The 15,451-nt window shown below is 72.3% G+C and carries 15 protein-coding genes and 2 pseudogenes; 10 read left to right on the top strand and 7 right to left on the bottom strand.

Going from position 1 to position 15,451, the window contains the following annotated elements:
- Positions 1 to 86: 86 nt before the first annotated feature.
- Together JM949_RS02355 and JM949_RS02350 are read right to left on the bottom strand one after the other, a co-directional pair.
- Complete coding sequence (locus JM949_RS02355) at positions 87 to 317, bottom strand: DUF2188 domain-containing protein (RefSeq protein ID WP_203146804.1); 231 nt, start codon at positions 315 to 317, stop codon at positions 87 to 89.
- 72 nt (positions 318 to 389) lie between these two features.
- On the bottom strand, positions 390 to 1,037 hold the full coding sequence (locus JM949_RS02350; protein ID WP_407664679.1) for a M23 family metallopeptidase: 648 nt from the start codon (positions 1,035 to 1,037) through the stop codon (positions 390 to 392).
- A 132-nt stretch (positions 1,038 to 1,169) separates the two neighbouring features.
- On the opposite strand from JM949_RS02350, the pseudogene JM949_RS39520 reads away from it, so the two are divergent.
- From JM949_RS39520 to JM949_RS02325, 6 genes and pseudogenes are all read left to right on the top strand, one after another.
- A pseudogene (locus JM949_RS39520) lies at positions 1,170 to 1,673 on the top strand (PEP/pyruvate-binding domain-containing protein); the annotation flags it as partial.
- A gap of 74 nt (positions 1,674 to 1,747) precedes the next feature.
- Positions 1,748 to 1,840 (top strand): annotated as a pseudogene (locus JM949_RS39515) (hypothetical protein); the annotation flags it as partial.
- 147 nt (positions 1,841 to 1,987) lie between these two features.
- Positions 1,988 to 3,292 carry a PEP-utilizing enzyme gene (locus JM949_RS02340; RefSeq protein ID WP_203146833.1) on the top strand — a complete coding sequence of 435 codons (1,305 nt, stop codon included), beginning with the start codon at positions 1,988 to 1,990 and terminating at the stop codon, positions 3,290 to 3,292.
- Positions 3,289 to 3,567 (top strand): PEP-utilizing enzyme, encoded by a 279-nt coding sequence (locus tag JM949_RS02335; RefSeq protein WP_203146802.1) that lies wholly within the window; start codon positions 3,289 to 3,291, stop codon positions 3,565 to 3,567. Before JM949_RS02340 ends, JM949_RS02335 begins: the two co-directional genes overlap by 4 nt.
- A gap of 29 nt (positions 3,568 to 3,596) precedes the next feature.
- A complete protein-coding gene (locus JM949_RS02330) occupies positions 3,597 to 4,262 on the top strand; it encodes an OrsD domain-containing protein (RefSeq protein ID WP_203146801.1) in 666 nt (221 codons plus the stop codon).
- Between the two features lie 53 nt (positions 4,263 to 4,315).
- The gene (locus JM949_RS02325) at positions 4,316 to 4,897 is read left to right on the top strand and encodes a TetR/AcrR family transcriptional regulator (protein WP_203146800.1); all 582 of its coding nucleotides are present in this window, start codon (positions 4,316 to 4,318) and stop codon (positions 4,895 to 4,897) included.
- 30 nt (positions 4,898 to 4,927) lie between these two features.
- Here the strand turns inward: JM949_RS02325 and JM949_RS02320 are convergent, their stop codons facing one another.
- The 3 genes from JM949_RS02320 to JM949_RS36280 all read right to left on the bottom strand — a co-directional run bounded on the left by JM949_RS02320 (position 4,928) and on the right by JM949_RS36280 (position 7,725).
- The gene (locus JM949_RS02320) at positions 4,928 to 6,301 is read right to left on the bottom strand and encodes an N-acetylmuramoyl-L-alanine amidase (RefSeq protein WP_203146799.1); all 1,374 of its coding nucleotides are present in this window, start codon (positions 6,299 to 6,301) and stop codon (positions 4,928 to 4,930) included.
- Between the two features lie 64 nt (positions 6,302 to 6,365).
- Entirely contained in the window at positions 6,366 to 7,532 is a 1,167-nt protein-coding gene (locus JM949_RS02315) for a peptidoglycan DD-metalloendopeptidase family protein (RefSeq protein ID WP_238432431.1), read from the bottom strand.
- A gap of 7 nt (positions 7,533 to 7,539) precedes the next feature.
- Complete coding sequence (locus JM949_RS36280) at positions 7,540 to 7,725, bottom strand: hypothetical protein (RefSeq protein ID WP_238432430.1); 186 nt, start codon at positions 7,723 to 7,725, stop codon at positions 7,540 to 7,542.
- A gap of 96 nt (positions 7,726 to 7,821) precedes the next feature.
- On the opposite strand from JM949_RS36280, the gene JM949_RS02310 reads away from it, so the two are divergent.
- The 4 genes from JM949_RS02310 (at position 7,822) to JM949_RS02300 (ending at position 12,507) form a co-directional block, all read left to right on the top strand.
- Positions 7,822 to 8,283 (top strand): ATP-binding cassette domain-containing protein, encoded by a 462-nt coding sequence (locus JM949_RS02310; RefSeq protein ID WP_309231964.1) that lies wholly within the window; start codon positions 7,822 to 7,824, stop codon positions 8,281 to 8,283.
- Positions 8,280 to 8,450, top strand: a complete 171-nt coding sequence (locus tag JM949_RS38935) for an ATP-binding cassette domain-containing protein (protein ID WP_309231963.1) — start codon at positions 8,280 to 8,282, stop codon at positions 8,448 to 8,450. The genes JM949_RS02310 and JM949_RS38935 overlap by 4 nt, the downstream gene beginning before the upstream one ends.
- Positions 8,451 to 8,530: 80 nt before the next feature.
- Complete coding sequence (locus JM949_RS02305) at positions 8,531 to 11,572, top strand: FtsX-like permease family protein (RefSeq protein WP_203146798.1); 3,042 nt, start codon at positions 8,531 to 8,533, stop codon at positions 11,570 to 11,572.
- Positions 11,569 to 12,507: an ABC transporter ATP-binding protein gene (locus JM949_RS02300; protein ID WP_203146797.1), complete on the top strand. Its 939-nt coding sequence runs from the start codon at positions 11,569 to 11,571 to the stop codon at positions 12,505 to 12,507. The genes JM949_RS02305 and JM949_RS02300 overlap by 4 nt, the downstream gene beginning before the upstream one ends.
- Positions 12,508 to 12,522: 15 nt before the next feature.
- Here the strand turns inward: JM949_RS02300 and JM949_RS02295 are convergent, their stop codons facing one another.
- Both JM949_RS02295 and JM949_RS02290 read right to left on the bottom strand, forming a co-directional pair.
- The gene (locus JM949_RS02295; protein WP_203146796.1) at positions 12,523 to 13,836 is read right to left on the bottom strand and encodes a hypothetical protein; all 1,314 of its coding nucleotides are present in this window, start codon (positions 13,834 to 13,836) and stop codon (positions 12,523 to 12,525) included.
- A gap of 12 nt (positions 13,837 to 13,848) precedes the next feature.
- Positions 13,849 to 15,375, bottom strand: a complete 1,527-nt coding sequence (locus JM949_RS02290; RefSeq protein WP_203146795.1) for an alkaline phosphatase D family protein — start codon at positions 15,373 to 15,375, stop codon at positions 13,849 to 13,851.
- Between the last annotated feature and the right edge of the window lie 76 nt (positions 15,376 to 15,451).

The raw sequence follows: 15,451 nt of genomic DNA, 5'->3' as shown, positions 1-15,451 counted from the left end.
GAGCCGCCTGCTGTGGGCCTGGACCCGCGAAGTGACTGACCTCCCCGGTCACGCCGAGGAGGTCAGTCACACCGGAAGCGAGAGCGTCAGCCCTCGATGTCACGGGGGTCACGACTGCGGGGATAGGTGTTCTTCTCCCCGATCGTGCCGTCCTGCTTCTTGATCACGTGCTCGACGCCGCGGTCAGCCGCCATCTCGCGACCCTGGGCCTGGGCGTCGGCCTTCACGTCATGGGTGCTGGTGGCCCGCTCGGCGCCCTCCGGCTTGTTCTTCCACTGCCCGTCCTCGTGGTACGTGTCGACGTCACCCTTGACCATGGCCGGCTCCTCCCTGCGTCTGAACTGTCCGCCCAATCAGTGCCCAGAGCCGGGCCGGGCAAACCGCTGTCCTCAGGAGACGGTCGGGCAGTTCTTGCTCGCCCGCTTGACCGTGTATTCGCGGTCGTCGGTGGTGATGCCCGACGGCGCCCCGTCGAAGTAGGTCTCGACCTTGTCCCAGCCCCGTCGCTGCTCGTAGTGCAGGTGCGGTGCCCCGGAGTTGCCGGTGCTGCCCAACCGCCCGATCTGGTCTCCCTGGGCGACCCGTTGACCGACCGTCACCAGTGGCGGTTCGAGCAGGTGCAGGTACTGCGTCTCCCACTTGCCGCCGTGGTCGATCTTCACCCAGTAACCGCCGCCACGCCCCCGTGGGCCGTCCGGGTTCTCCGGGGTACGGCCGCCCAACGATCCGTTGATGCCCGCCACGGTGACAGTGCCGCCGTAGGACGCGAGGACCGGTCGCCCCCACGCCTCCCCCTCGGTCGGGAAGAGATCGACGTCGTAGTCGTCATGGCCGGGGTAGGTGCCGAGTTGCCACGTCTCGCCGCAGGCGACGGGCAGCTGGAAGAGCGGGCGGGGACCCGCCGGTCGCAGCATCGGCAGCACGACGAACGCGACGCCGAGGAGGGCCACCGTCGCGACCAGTGCGAGCAGGACCAGGAGGATGCGGCCGCGGGGGCGGCGGTGGGAACGGGCTCGGGTCGGGCGGCCGGTCGTCACCGGGCCGAGCATGGCAGACGCGGGCAACGCCTCGGCTCCGGGTCACCCACCGGGAAGGTCACATTGCAGTCGCATCGCAAAAGCGGTACCGTCTTACCCAATGCAGTTGCATTGCAAAGGGAGTGGGATCTCATGCGGGTGATCGGATTGTCCGAGGTGACCGCCGACATGATCGACCTCGTCGGCGGCAAGGCCGCCGGGCTCGGCGAGTTGATCAGACAGGGCGAACGCGTCCCGGACGGTTTCTGCGTCACCACCGAGGCACACCGCACCGGGACGGTCCCGACCGCCGAGGTCGTCGCCGCGTACCAGCGGCTCGGGGCGGGCCCGGTGGCGGTCCGCTCCAGCGCCACCGCCGAGGATCTACCGGACGCGAGCTTCGCCGGGCAGCAGGACACCGTCCTGAACGTCACCGGCACCGCCGGGTTGGTCGCCGCCATCGAGACGTGTTGGGCTTCCCTGCACAGCGACCGCGCCACCGCCTACCGCGACGCCCACCAGATCGGCCAGCACGAGGTGGGGATGGCTGTCGTCGTGCAGCGAATGGTCACGCCCACCGTGGCGGGGGTGCTCTTCACCGCCAACCCACTGACCGGTCGCCGCGACGAGATGGTGGTGGACGCCGCGCCGGGCCTCGGCACCACAGTCGTGGACGGCGCGACGACAGTGGACCACTACGTCCTCGACGACGTCGCCCGCGACGACACCGGATGCCTGACGTCCGCGCAGCTGGCCCGGCTACGGGCGTCGGCGAGCGGCTGGCGGGGCACTTCGGCGGCCCGCAGGACGTGGAGTGGGCGATCGACGCCGACGACGTGCTGTGGTTGCTGCAGTCCCGACCGATCACCAGCCTGTTCCCCCCGCCACCGGCCACCGACAAGCCCCTCCCCCGCGTCTACCTGGAGTTCGGGCACGTCCAGGGCATGCTGCAACCGGTCACCCCGATGGGCATGGCGACCCTACGAACACAGATCACCGCGATGCTCGCCGCGCTCGGCGTCCGGGTCGAGATCGTCGACATCGGCGGCCGGCTCTACGGCGACCTGACCGACCTGGTGCGCGACCGGTCCTCGCGCAGGCGACTGGTCAAGCTCCTGGCGGTCGACTTCGGCCCCCGGGCCCAGGCGGTGATGCGGCACGTTCTGGCGGACCCCCGGTTCGCCGCGACCAGCGGCGGCACCGGGCGGGGCCGGGGGCAGGGGGCGGCGTCGCTGCGCACGGCCGGCCGCGCGGTGGTGGGCATCCTGCGGGCGCTGGCCCGTCCCGACGCCGCGCGCGCCCGGATGTTCGCGGTGATCGAGCAGCTGAGAGTACGCTCCGCGGCCCCCGCCGAGCTGCGGACCGCCGCCGACCGGCTGAACTTCCTGCGAGCGACTGGCGACGACCAGGCCGACGCGATCATGTGGCCGATCGTCGCGGGGATGCTCGCCGCCGCGCTGCCCACCGCACTGCTGAAGGGCATCGCCCGGCCGGACGAGATCCACACGGTGCTGGGCGGCATGCCGCACAACGTCACCATCGAGATGGACCTGGCCCTGTGGCGGCTCGCCCAGGGCGCGGGCGAGCACCGGCGACTCCTCCTCGACACCCCGCCGGCCGAGCTGGCCGCGCGTTACCTACGCGGCACGCTGCCCGACCTCGGCGTCGCGGCCTTCCTGGACAGCTACGGTCACCGGGGCGTCGCCGAGGTCGACCTCGGTGTGCCGCGCTGGGCGGAGGACCCCACGCCGGTCTTCGCGGCGGTCGCCAACTACCTGCGGGTCACCGATCCGGAGCAGGGTCCCGACCGGCGCTTCCAGCGGGCCGCCGCGGCGGCGGAGACGGCGTTGGCGGAGCTGGCCGCCCGCGCCCGCCGTCGGCGACCGGTCCGGGGCACGCTCGCCGGGTTCCTGCTGCGCCGGGCGCGGTCGTTGGCCGGCCTGCGCGAGGCCGGCAAGTTCGCCGGCCTCTACCCGCTGCGCGAGACCCGCCGACAGCTGCTGCTCATCGGCGCGGAGCTGCACGACTCGGGGTTGCTGGACCAGCCCGACGACATCATGTTCCTGACCCTCGACGAGGTGCACACCGCCGTACACCAGGGTGTTGACCTGCGCGGTGTGGTCGCCGCCCGGCGGGCCGTGCACCGCCGGGAGTTGCGTCGCCGGTCGGTGCCGGTGGCGTTGCTCTCCGACGGCACCGACGTCGAGACGACAGTGCCGGCGGCGCCCCCCGGCGACGGGACGCTGGCGGGTGTGGGTGCGTCGGCGGCCGGGTGACCGGCCCCGCCCGGGTCGTCCGCGACCCGGGCACCGCCCACATCGAACCGGGCGACGTGCTGGTGGCCGCGACCACCGACCCCGGCTGGACTCCGCTCTTCCTCACCGCCGCCGCGCTGGTCACCGAGACCGGCGCGGTCATGGCCCACGGCCCGACGGTGGCCCGGGAGTACGGCATCCCCGCCGTCATCTGCGTGCCGGAGGCCACCCGGACGATCTCCACCGGGCAGCTCGTCACTGTCGACGGCGGGGCCGGGACCGTCACCGTCCACTGACCGCCACCACCGCCACCGTGAGGACGACGATGACCGAGACGAAAACGCCGACCAGGCCGAGTGTGGGACAGCTGCTGCGCCGGGCGGCGGTGACCGAGGCGGCCATGTGGCGCAGCCTCTACCTGTGGGCGCGACGTCGCCCGCTGCCGCTGGCGCCCGGCGACGAGCCGTTCGGCTACCTCGGCGTGGTCAAACCGATCCTCGGCATCTTCATCGGATTGTCGGTCGTCGAGATCCCGATCTTCGACCTCATCGTCACCCACGTGGTCCCGTGGCGGCCGGCCCGCTGGATCGTGCTCGGCCTCGGCGTCTGGGGCCTGCTCTGGATGATCGGGCTGTACGCCAGCATGACGATCCACCCCCACCTGGTGGGCGACCGGGGCCTGCGGGTACGCCTCAGCTCCGGCATCGACATCTGGATCCCGTGGACCGACGTCGAGGCGCTGCGCAAGCGCTACCGCTCGCTGCCGTCGAGCAGATCGGTGCAGGTCGAGCAGGAGGGCGACCGTCGGGTGGTGTCCATCTCGGTCGGCAGCCAGACGAGCGTCGACGTGCTGCTGCGCCGGCCGCTCACCGTCGACCTGCCGAAGGCCGGGTCCGCGCCGGTGGACGAGCTGCGACTGTACGCCGACGACCCGGACGGCCTGCTGCGCAGCGCGCGGGGCACGCCGGTGGGTCACCCCGCCCGCCGGTAGCCGCCGCCCACTGGCGCGGTGTCCGGGCCACCCACTGTGAAACGATCGAGGTCATGCCCAAGAAGGTCGATCACCAGGAGCGCCGCACCCTGATCGCGGACGCGCTGATGCGGGTCGCCGCCGACCAGGGTCTGGAGGCGGTGAGCCTGCGCCACGTGGCCACCGAGGCCGGTGTCTCCGCCGGGATGGTCCAGCACTACTTCCGGACCAAGGACGAGATGATGGCGTTCGCGCTGAGTGTGGTCCGCGAGCGCAGCCAGATCCGGGTCACCGAGGCGGTGGCGCGACTGGGCGAGAACCCGCCGCCCCGGCTGCTGCTGCGGACGATGCTCGCCGCGCTGCTGCCCCTGGACGAGGGGACCCGGAACGACGGGCGGGTGGCGCTGGCGTTCCTCGCCTACACGGCGGTACGTCCGGCCGCCGCGACCGGCCTCCGGGCGGGCACCCGGCAGCTCACCGAGTTCATCGCCGGCGTCCTGCCCGAGGGCCGGGGCGACGCCGCCGCGGCCGGCCTGCTGGCGCTGATGGAGGGGCTCGGCGTCTATCTGCTGGGTGGGCAGTACCCGCCCGAGCAGGCGCTGGACGCGCTGGACGCCCAGCTGGCCCTGCTCTTCGACCCGCCGGCGGCCGGCTGAGCGACAGTGCTCGGGCGTCGAGCCGCGCCGTCAGCAGCGCGGCACGTTCGGGATGTACCCGTCGTACCCGGTGAGCACGTACGCGTCGGAGACGTAGCGGTTGGTGCCGATCCGGTTCCAGACGGCTGTCGTGCCGTACGGCCCGGTGACAGTGCTGCCGACGGTCTGGCAGTACACGGCGACGGTGGCACCGTTGGCGACCACGTCGACCACCGGATAGCTGACGCCGGGGCCGGAGCGCACGTTCAGCGTGCTCGCGCTGGTGTGCACCGTGCCGGAGCCGATGCCGGTGACTCCGTTCACCAGTTGCAGGTAGTAGGTCCAGTTCCAGTTCGGGCCGGGATCGGTGTGGGTGGCACCGGACACCTCGACGTGCCCGATGATGTGTGACCGGTCCCTCGGGATGCCGTACTTCGTGGCGAGGCTGCGGGTGAGCGCGGCGGACGCGCGGTACATGGCGTCGGTGAACCAGGCCGGGTTGTCGACGAACCCCTCGTGCTCGATGCCGATCGACTGGGTGTTGTACGTCCAGTTGCCGGCGTGCCAGGCGATGTCCTTCTCGCGCACCGACTGGGTGACCGCCCCGTCCGAGGAGCGGACGGTGTAGTGCGCGCTGACCTGGGCAGCCGGGTTCTGGAACCAGCTGATGGAACCGGCGTAGGAGCCCTGCGTCACGTGGATGACGATGCGGTTCACCGGGTGACTGCCCGGTCGACTGGCCGTTGTGTAGTTGCTCGTGCTGGCCGGCGCCCACGCGGCCGGCCCGTAGTCGGTGCTGAGGGTGCCGATCCCGCCGAGCACGGCGGCCCGCTCCAGAACGCCCCGCCGGGGCGCGACCGGCCGGCCGGAAACCGCTTCGCCCCGCCCGGTGAAGCCGGCGCGCAGCAGGTCGTAGACGGTGTCCGCGTAGAGCCGCGCGACCGACGCCTCGGTGCCGCCGCCGTACCGGGCGACCGGCCCGTACCACCCGTTCAGGTCGTCGCGGGTCACGCCGGTGAGGCCCGCCTGATCGGCGTACGAGCGCAGCACGGCCGCCGCCCCGAGGACGTTCGCCGCGGGTTCGGTGCGCAGCTCGGCGGGGCTGAGCCGGGTGAGCGTGGCCGCCTCGTCCAGGGTGCGCGCCGCCCGGTTGCTCGCCAGGTGCATCAGCCCGTAGCCACCGGCCGCGCTCGCTGTGCCGACGTGCATGTCCAGCCGCGACTCGGCGTACCCGAGCGCCACCAGTAGGTCCCGTGGGACGTCGTACCGGGCCGCGGCGGTGTCGAACGCGCTGGCCAGCGGAGCGGCCGGCGGGGACGACCCACCGGGGTCGGCGGCGGCCGGTGCGGCGGCCGCGACGACTCCGGTCAGGGCGGTGGTCAGGGCGAGCAGGAACCGGCCTCGGTGCGGACTTCGAACGGACATGAGCGCTCCTCGCGGTGATTGAGGTTGGCGGCCGGTGAGCCGCCAACCTCGGCTGTCGAACCCGTCAGCACCAGCCGTTGATCGGACCGTTCACACCTGTCGACAGGTAGGCGTCGGAGACCCAACTGCCGTCGCCCAACCGGTTCCAGAGCGCCGTGGTGCCGTACCGCCCGGTGTGCGAGGTGCCGTTGGCGGAGCAGGAGATGGTGACCGTGGCGCCGTCGGCCACCGAGCCGAGCGAGCCGTAGCCGGTCCCCGGGCCGGCACGGCGGGTGAGCACCCCGCCGCCGTTCGCGTCGACCACCCCCTGGTTGAAGCCGAGCGCACCGTAGTTGTAGAGACCCGCCCCGGCGCCGGCCCAGGCCGAACCGTGCCGGGCCCCGCCCTGGTAGGCGGCGGCCCCGTTGGCCAGCACCCACTTGCCGATGTCGTGCCCGGCGATCGGCACGTACGCGCTGTTCTGCCGGAGCCCGAAGTGGACGTGCCGGCCGTAGGCGGCTCCACCGCAGGTCACATCCGTGCCGGTGTTACCCAGGACGGCGCCCTGGCCGACGCTGGCGCCGTTGACGGAGATGCTGTTCCACAGGTGGTAGTAGTCGGTCGAGTAGCCCCGGTCGTGGATGACCCGGATCCAGCCCTGGCACATGGTGTACGCCGCGCCGGCTCGGGCCGCCCGGACCACCTGGTCACCACCGGCCAAGTCGACCGAGCTGTACGGCGACTCGGTTCCGCCCCAGCCGTGCGGGCCACTGGTGAGCGTCCACGTCTGGCCCACTCCGAACGGCAGGGCCGTGCCGGTCCGGTAGTCGCCGCCCGCGTACATCGGGGCCGGCGTGGTGGCGAGCACGCTCCGCTCCTGACCCGTCACGAGGGGCGACTCGGCGGCCAGTGCGCCGAAGGCGGCCTCGCCGTCGAAGGCGATCCGCCAGCCGGCGGGCTCGGACCGGGCGATGAAGATCGACCCGGTCGGGTGGGCGTCCTCCTGTCGGGGCGCGAGCGCGACGGCGGTACCGAACGCCCACCGGCCGCTGGTGCGGCTGACGGTGACCCGGGTCTCCGGTCGCGCGGCGGCGGTGGACAGTTCGGCGGAGCCGAGCAGCTTGGCGGTCACCGCGGTGGTGAGCGCCGGGGTGACGGCCGCGGCGGCGGCGCTGGGTGTGGCCCCGATCAGACTCGTGACCACCAGTAGGGCCGCGGCTGCGCCGCCGACCAGTCGCCGACCGTGTCTCATCGTGGCCTCACTTTCGATGGGGTTTCGGGCCGCCGGTTTCCGCCACGGTGCCTCCGTCCGGATGACCATCCAAAGACAGACGTGAATATGAGCACTGATTGTTGTGTAGCAAATCGTCGAAGTCAACGAAGGCTCGGAAGGTTTTCTTCATGCCGGGTTTCCTGCCCGCGCCGACCGTCTTCGGGTCGCGCATCGCCCCTGGACGAGCATTGTGCGATCCGGTCGGGCGTGGCACTCTGCGGAACGCCGGTACCGGAGGGGGCGGGTAGAGATGTTGACTGTGCAAAGGGTGTCGGTCGGCTACGGGGACGCGCCGGCCGTCCTCCGGGACGTGTCGGTGACGGTCCACCCGGGTCGGGTGCTGGCGTTGACCGGTTCGTCAGGTGCCGGCAAGACCACCCTGCTGCACGCGATGGCCGGCCTGCTGCGCCCGCGAAACGGCACGGTGACAGTCGACGGGCAGGAGCTACGCGACCGTGACCACGCGGTCGAGCACCGGATCGTCCTCGTCCCGCAGGACAACGGTCTGGCCCCGATCCTGACCGCGACCGAGAACCTGCAGGTGGCACTGGTCGCCAGCGGCGTGGCAGCGCCCGAGGCCCGCCAGCAGACCGCCGCGATGTTGGGTCGACTGGGCCTCTCCGGCCAGGCTGACCAGTTGGTCGAGGAGCTGTCCGGCGGCCAGCAGCAGCGCACGGCCCTCGCTCGCGGACTGGCGCTGCGCGGCGGCGTGCTGCTGGCGACGAGGTGACCAGCGAACTGGACGCGGGCAATCGGCAGCGGGTTCTGGATCTGCTGCACGACGAGGCACGCCGGGGCGCCGCCGTCGTGTTCGCCACCCACGACCCGGAGGTCGCCGCCGCCTGCGGAGCGGAGCTGCACCTCGCCGAGGGCCGGGCAGAGCTCGTCCGCGATTGAGGGACGTGCCATAACCGGTAGGTCTCGGTCCGTCCGCACGGGGCGGTGAGCGACGGACCAGATCAGTAGCATCACCATCAATGCTGATCATCATCTGGGCAGCGCTCGTGGCCCGCCGGGCACAGGCCCTGGCGGTGCTTCTGCTCGCGGTGCTCGCCAGTGCCGCCGCCGCGGCCGCACCGAGTTACGTCGCCGCGGCCGGGCAGGCCCTGTGGCGCTACGAACTGTCCACCGCGCAGCCGAACGAGCTGCGGGTGCGACTCGCCGAGCCCGTCGAATATCCGGGGATGCCCGGCGACCCCACCAAAACGCTGTTCGCCGGCGAGGTCCGGCAGTTGACGCCGGCCGGGTTCGACGTCGTCCTGGGCGCCCAGAGTGGAGGTGTCGCCGCCGGCCGTGCCGGCACGGTGACCTCGAACCTGACCTATCGGGCGGGGGTCTGCGAACGGGTCACCGTGACCGGCGCCTGCCCCCGGGCCACCTCGAGGGGTCAGCTCCCCGAGGTCATGGTCAGCACGCACACCGCGGCGCGGCTCGGTGTCGTCGTCGGGGATCAGTTCACGTTCGGCGCGGTGCCGGTGCGGGTGGCCGGCGTCTACCAACCGCTGGACGTGCAGGATCCGTTCTGGCTTGGCCAGGAGTTCATTCGGCCCCCAGCGGCGGATTCGGCCAGCACATCGATCCCGGGTAGCGCCGAGGACGCCATCTTCAGCGCCGAGTCCGCACCCCTCGTCGACGATCGGGTGATCCTGTTCCGGTCGACGGCCGATCTCTATGCCACCGAGCAGTTGTTGGACAGCCGATCGGTACCGGACCTGCAGGCGGCGCTCGCGGTGCTGAAGCGCGACGGGGGCCGTGCGGGTTACGGGGCCGGCACAAGCCTGCCCGGTCTGTTGGATCGCGTCACGCTGCAACGCGGGCAACTGGCCGACGGCGTGGCACTGGGCGCGGGGCTGCTCGTCCTGCTCTGCTGGCTGGTCCTCTTCGTCGCGGTCGGTTCGGCGGCGGACCAGCGGCGACCAGAGCAGGGCCTGCTCCTGCTCCGTGGCGTGCAGCGCCGACGACTGTGGGCGCTGGCCATCGGCGAGCACGCCGTGCCCGTCCTGGTCGCGATTCCCCTCGGCTGCCTGGCCGGTCTGGCCGCCGCCAAACTGCTCGCCGCGCACACCCTCCCGACCCACGCCGACGTCAGGATGGACGCGACCACCGTCGGATTCGCCACCATCGGTGCCGTCGGCGCGCTCGCCGCGGTGCTGCTGGCCCAGGCTCGGATGATGTCCGCGCCGGTCGTCGACCTGCTACGCCGGGTGCCGGCGCGGGTACGAGGGTGGCGGGCGACCATCGGCGACGTCGTCGCGGTGTCCGTCGCCGTGGCCGCCGTGGTGCAGTTGCGCTCTGGCGGATCGCCCAGTGGCCTGGCGTTGGTGGCACCTGTCGTCGGAGCGCTCGCCGCGGGTGTGCTGCTGGCGCGGGTCGCGATGATCGCCGGCGCCGCGGTGGGTGCGGCGCTGCTCGCACGCGGCCGGACAGCGGTCGGCCTCGCCCTGGTGCAGGTGGCCCGACAACCACGGTTCCGGCCCCTGATCGCCCTGCTCACCGTGGTCGTCGCGATGCTCGCCTTCACCGTCGCGACGACTGCTGTCGCTTCGGCCGCCTACCGCGACCGGGCGGTCGTCGAGGTCGGCGCGCCCCGCGTCGTCGAGGTCGACGCGACGTCGCGTGCACACCTGTTGACGGCCGTGCGGGCGGTCGACCCCGAGGGCAACTTCGCGATGGCCGCGGTGGTGTCGAATTCGCCCGCCGCAGCCGGCACACCGCTGTTGGCCGTGGACTCGGACCGGCTGGCGACGGTGGCCGCGCCGCATCCGTCGTACGGCGCGTCTCTGGCGGACATCGCCCGAGACATCCACCCCGCCGCACCGGGGACACCGGTGCGGCTGCGGGGCCGACAGCTCACCGTGGCGCTCTCCGCCGACTTCGACGCCGAGGTCTTCGCCGGGAATCGGGTCCGCCTCGCGATCACGATCTCCGGCCGGAACGGAACCCGGGTGGTCCTCCCTCCCCGCGACGACATCAAGCCCGGCCGGAAGGATTACGACCTCCAGGTGCCCGAGTGCGCGCAGGAATGCCGGCTGGTCAAGATCGAGATCGACGCTCCCGTGGTGTCCCGGCAACTCAAGGTCCAGTTCGAGGAGCTGCGCGTTGCCGACGTCGACGGCGCTGGCGAGACGGTCGTGCTGACCGGCGCACAGCTCGCCGATCTGCAACGGTGGCGGCTGCTCGATCCGGTTAACACGTCTGTCAGCGCCGCGAGCGGAACGAAAGCGGCGCTGGTCCTCGAGCTCCCGGAAGCCCGGCGGGCAAGGCCGGCCGGCGTCAGTGTCGCCGACGCGCCGTTCCCGCTGCCCAGCTACCTGACCCGGTCGAAGGGGACGGGGCTCGGCGGTCTTCACCCGTACGACGGTGTCGACGGGACACCGACCAACGGGTCCGTCCGAGGCTTGGTCGACCGCCTGCCGCGGCTCGGTGGCTCCGGTCTCATCGTCGACCTGGAGTACGCGGACCGACTCGCCGTCGCCAGCCAGAACGGCAACGAGGAGGTCTGGTTGGCGCGTTCGGCTCCCGCAAACGTCCTCGACCGGCTTCGCGCAGAGGGTCTGGTCGTGCGGAGTGACCGGACGGCCACCCAGGTACGAGAGGATTTCGATCGGCAGGGAGCGGCTCTGGCGCTGCGTTTCAACGTGTTTGCCGCGCTGGCCGGGGTGCTGATCGGGGCGGCCGGCATGGTGGCGACGGCTTCCGCCGAGCACCGTGCCCGGGTGGCCATGCTGGTGGCGCTCCGTCGGCAGGGGTTGCCACCACGCGCCGTGCGTGGCGGTTACGGGTGGCCGGTCGTGTTCGCGGTGGGGTCGGGTGCACTCGTCACAGTGGTGATCTGGCTCCTCACCCGGGGCGGGCAGCGGCTGTTCAGTGACGGCCGCTCACCGGTCCCGTTACCCGACTGGCCGGACGTCGACCGGCTGCTGTTGTTCGCGGTGCCAGCCGTCATTCTGTTCGCCCTCACGGCGGCCGTGCTCGGCCGGATCGTCGCCGCCTCGGTGCGCCGCCGGAGCGGTCGATGACCGCCGCGCGGCAGGACGCGGCGGAGACCGCCGCACAGCCGGCCGGGGGCGTGGCCGTCACCTGCCACCGGCTGATCCACATCTACCCCACCGCCACCGGCGACGTCGTCGCTCTCTCCGGCGTGGACCTGAACATCGCGGCCGGCGAGATGCTGGCGCTGGTGGGTCCGTCCGGCTCCGGCAAGTCCACGTTGGTGGCGATCCTCGGTGGGCTCATGCGACCCTCCGCCGGGCGGGTCTACGTGGGCGACGACGAGCTGTCCCGACTCTCCGCCAAGGGCCTGGCCGCCCTCCGCGGGGCCACGGTCGGCACGGTGCTCCAGGGCGCCGAACGCAACCTGCTGCCGTACCTGTCGCTGTCCCGCAACATCTGGTTGGCGCAGCGACCCGCGGCACGCCTCGCCGGACGCCGGCTCGACCCACCGGAGGCGATCCTGGATCTGGTCGGTCTCGGCGGCGCCGGCGCGCGGCGGGTGAGCGACCTGACCCCGGGGCAGCGCCAGCGGGCCGCTCTGGCGCAGGGGCTCGCCGCCGGGCCCGGCCTGCTCCTGGTCGACGAGCCGACGAGTCAGCTCGACGTGGCCGGTCGCGACGAGGTGCTCGCGGCGCTGGACACCGTCAACGCGAGGCGGGGCACCACCGTGGTCGTGGTGACCCATGACGGCGAGGTGGGTGCCCGGCTGGGCCGAGCGGTCACCATCCGCGACGGCCGGGTCGGCGCCGAGGGGCGTGACGGACGGGACTTCGCGGTGGTGGCCGGTGACGGCACGATCCAGTTGCCACCCGAGACGTCGGCGGCCTTCCCGGCCGGGACGTTGTTCGAGGTCGACCAGGACGACCAGTCGATCACTCTGCGCGCCGTGGCCACCCCCTCGTCCCTCGACGGAGACGACGGGGTGGCCAGCGCCAGCGGCGAGCCCGGCCACGCCCGCTGACCGGACCCGGTCAGCTCAGTGGGTCGGGGTGCCCCGCGCCTTGAGCCGACGCAGCTCGTCGGCGGACATGAGCCAGGTCGAGTTCGTCGTGCCCAGGCCGAGGAGCACCTGGTCGAAGGCGTTTCCGTCGTTGTCGTCGGTGTAACAGACGCTCACCTCACCCCAGGGCGACGCGGCGAGCGCGAAGTGCTCCTGGCGACCCGTCGTGCTCTGGCTCAGCGCCTGGGCCGCCAGCCGGCCGGCGGACGTGCCGTCCGGGTTCAGACCGCGCGCCCAGACGTCCGGGTTGGTGCCCGACACCGTCCAGCCCACCACGACGTTGTCCTGGTCGTCGATGCCGACGCTGGGTACGCCGGCACCGGTCCCGGTGGAGACCTGGACCTCGTCGTGCCGGGCCGTACCGGTCGCGGTGAACGATCGGGACCAGACGCCCCGGGTGCCGGTGTGGTCGGATTCCCACCCGACGGTGAAGTCCCCGGCGAAGTTCGCCGCGACCGAGGCGCGCTGCTGCTGCCCGCCGCTCTGCGCGTTGGCCGTCCGACGGGACAGCACCACCGCGCCGTTGGCCCGGGCCAGCCGGGTCAGCCCGATGTTGTACGAGCCGTTCGCGTCGGCGTCCTCGTCCCAGACCACCAGCGCCTCACCGGAGGCCGACACCGCCACGTCCGGGCGGTGGTGCGCACCGGTCGTCTGCGAGGCCGTCACCTCGTACGCCTTGGTGGTCGCCGCGGTGAAGCCGGCGGCCTTGACGGTGGCCGGAGCGGTGCCCTGCACGTCCTCCCAGACCACGCTGAAGCCGACGGCGGCGGCGTTGCTGGGTGCGCCGTCCGGGTCGACGGCGACCTTCGGCCAGATCTGCTGCCCGGCGTCGGAGGCGTTGGCCTGCCCCGAGCCGAGCACCGCGCCGGTGGGCGAGACCACCCGGTACTGGATGTTGTAGACGCCGTTGCCGTCGCCGTCGGCGGCCCAGACGACCACGGCGTTGCCCCGGTCGTCGAGCCCGACGTCCGGGCTGATGTGTCGCCAGGCGGCCCCGCTGGTGCCGCCGGTGGAGAGCTTCAGCTCGTACGCGGGGGTGCCGTCGCGGAACAGCCGCAGGTAGACCTCGCTGTGCGTGTCGTCCTCCGGTGCGGTGCTGTCCCGGTCGTCCTCCCACACCACCGCGACCTGACCGTTGCGGTTCATGGCGATGGCGGGCAGGTCCTGGTCGCCGGTGGCGACGCTGTTCGCGGTGGTCCAGGTGACCGCCTCGGCGGTCATCGCGGTGGGTGCCGGCACCACGTTCGGGACCAGCAGGGACGCGGTGAGTAGTGCGGTGATCGCGGTCATGGTGGCGCTCTCCTAACCGGCCTGGAGGCCGGGCTGGCCGTCGAGGATGACGAACGAGCGCAGTGTGGAGGCCGCCGCGCCGTGCTCGGTCACCGTGTTCACCGCGCGGAAGTCCGCGCGGACCTGGCTGCGGCTGATCGTGGTACGGACGTAGCCGCGCCGGTCCGAGTAGAACTTCAGGTGCGGGTTGGCCGCCGCGTTCGGGACCGTGGTGCTGCCGCTACCGTTGCCGGTCGAGGTGATCGAGGTGCAGACCAGCTCGGTGCCGATGGTGGCCGAGGACGGGTTGGCGTAGTCGGCCTTGAGGTCGTTGGCCCACGACCGGTGCACGTCACCGGTGAGCACCAACGGGTTGCGCACCCCCCGCTGCTGCCAGCCGGTCTGGATCCGGCTGCGGGAGGCCCGGTAGCCGTCCCACGCGTCCATGCTCATCGCCCCGTTCGCGTCCGACTGCTGGGCGAAGAAGACCTGCTGGCCGAGGATGTCCCAGGTGCCGTAGCGCTGGGCCAGCCCGTCGAGCAGCCACGCCTCCTGGGTCGCGCCGGTCAGCGACCGGGAGGGCAGATCGGCGTCCGCGCAGACCTTCCAGCCGTCACCGCACGCCTGGTCGTCGCGGAACTGCCGGGTGTCGAGCATGTGGAAGGTGGCGAGCTGTCCCCACCGGACCCGCCGGTACAGCGGGATGCTGTTGCCGCTCGCCGCCGACGCCGGCCGAAGCGGCATGTTCTCGTAGTAGGCGCGGTACGCGGCGGTCCGCCGGGCGGTCCACTGGGCGGCGGTAAGCGTCGGGCTGCTGTCGTTGCGGACCATGTTGGCGTAGTTGTTCTCCACCTCGTGGTCGTCCGGCACCACCAGCCAGGGCGCCGCCGCGTGGGCCGCCTGCAGGTCCGGGTCGGACTTGTAGAGCGCGTACCGGCGGCGGTAGTCGGCCAGCGAGACGATCTCGGCACCGACGTGCTGCCGCACGCTGGAGGTGCCGACACCACCCTCGTAGATGTAGTCGCCGAGGTGCAGGATCAGCCCCGGGTTGTCCTCGGCCATCCGCCGGTACGCGGTGTAGTAGCCGGCTTCGTAGTGTGCGCAGGAGGCGAAGGCCATCACCAGGTCACGGCCGAAGGAACTGGGCGCCGGGGCGGTCCGGGTCCGGCCGACCGGGGAGATCTGGCCCTGGGCCCGGAACCGGTAGTAGTAGTCCGAGTCGGCGGCGAGCCCGCCCGCGATAGCGTGCACGGAGTGCGCGTCGGCGTACCGGGCCACCACCGAGCCGGAGGCGACCAGCGAGGTGAACCGGTCGGTGGTGGACACCTGCCACTCGACTGTCACGTCGGCGTCGGCCATGCCACCCTGCCCGTCGGCGTTGAGCGGCGACGGTGCCAGCCGGGTCCAGAGCACCACGCTGTCGGGCGCCGGATCACCGGAGGCCACACCGAGTTTGAAGGGGTACGGCGTCGCGGCGCGGGCACCCTGGCGGGGTGTCACCGCGACGCCGGCGGTCAGTAGTCCACTGAGGACGAAAATGCGACGGCTGAGCCTTGTCATGGTCAACAGCCTCGGGAACGTCGATGAACGGCGATGGGTGCGGCGCGGAATCCGACATGACGGGATGTTGGCCGCA

Source organism: Micromonospora tarensis (assembly GCF_016803395.1).
GTDB lineage: Bacteria > Actinomycetota > Actinomycetes > Mycobacteriales > Micromonosporaceae > Micromonospora > Micromonospora tarensis.
This window is presented reverse-complemented; position numbering and strand designations above follow the sequence as displayed.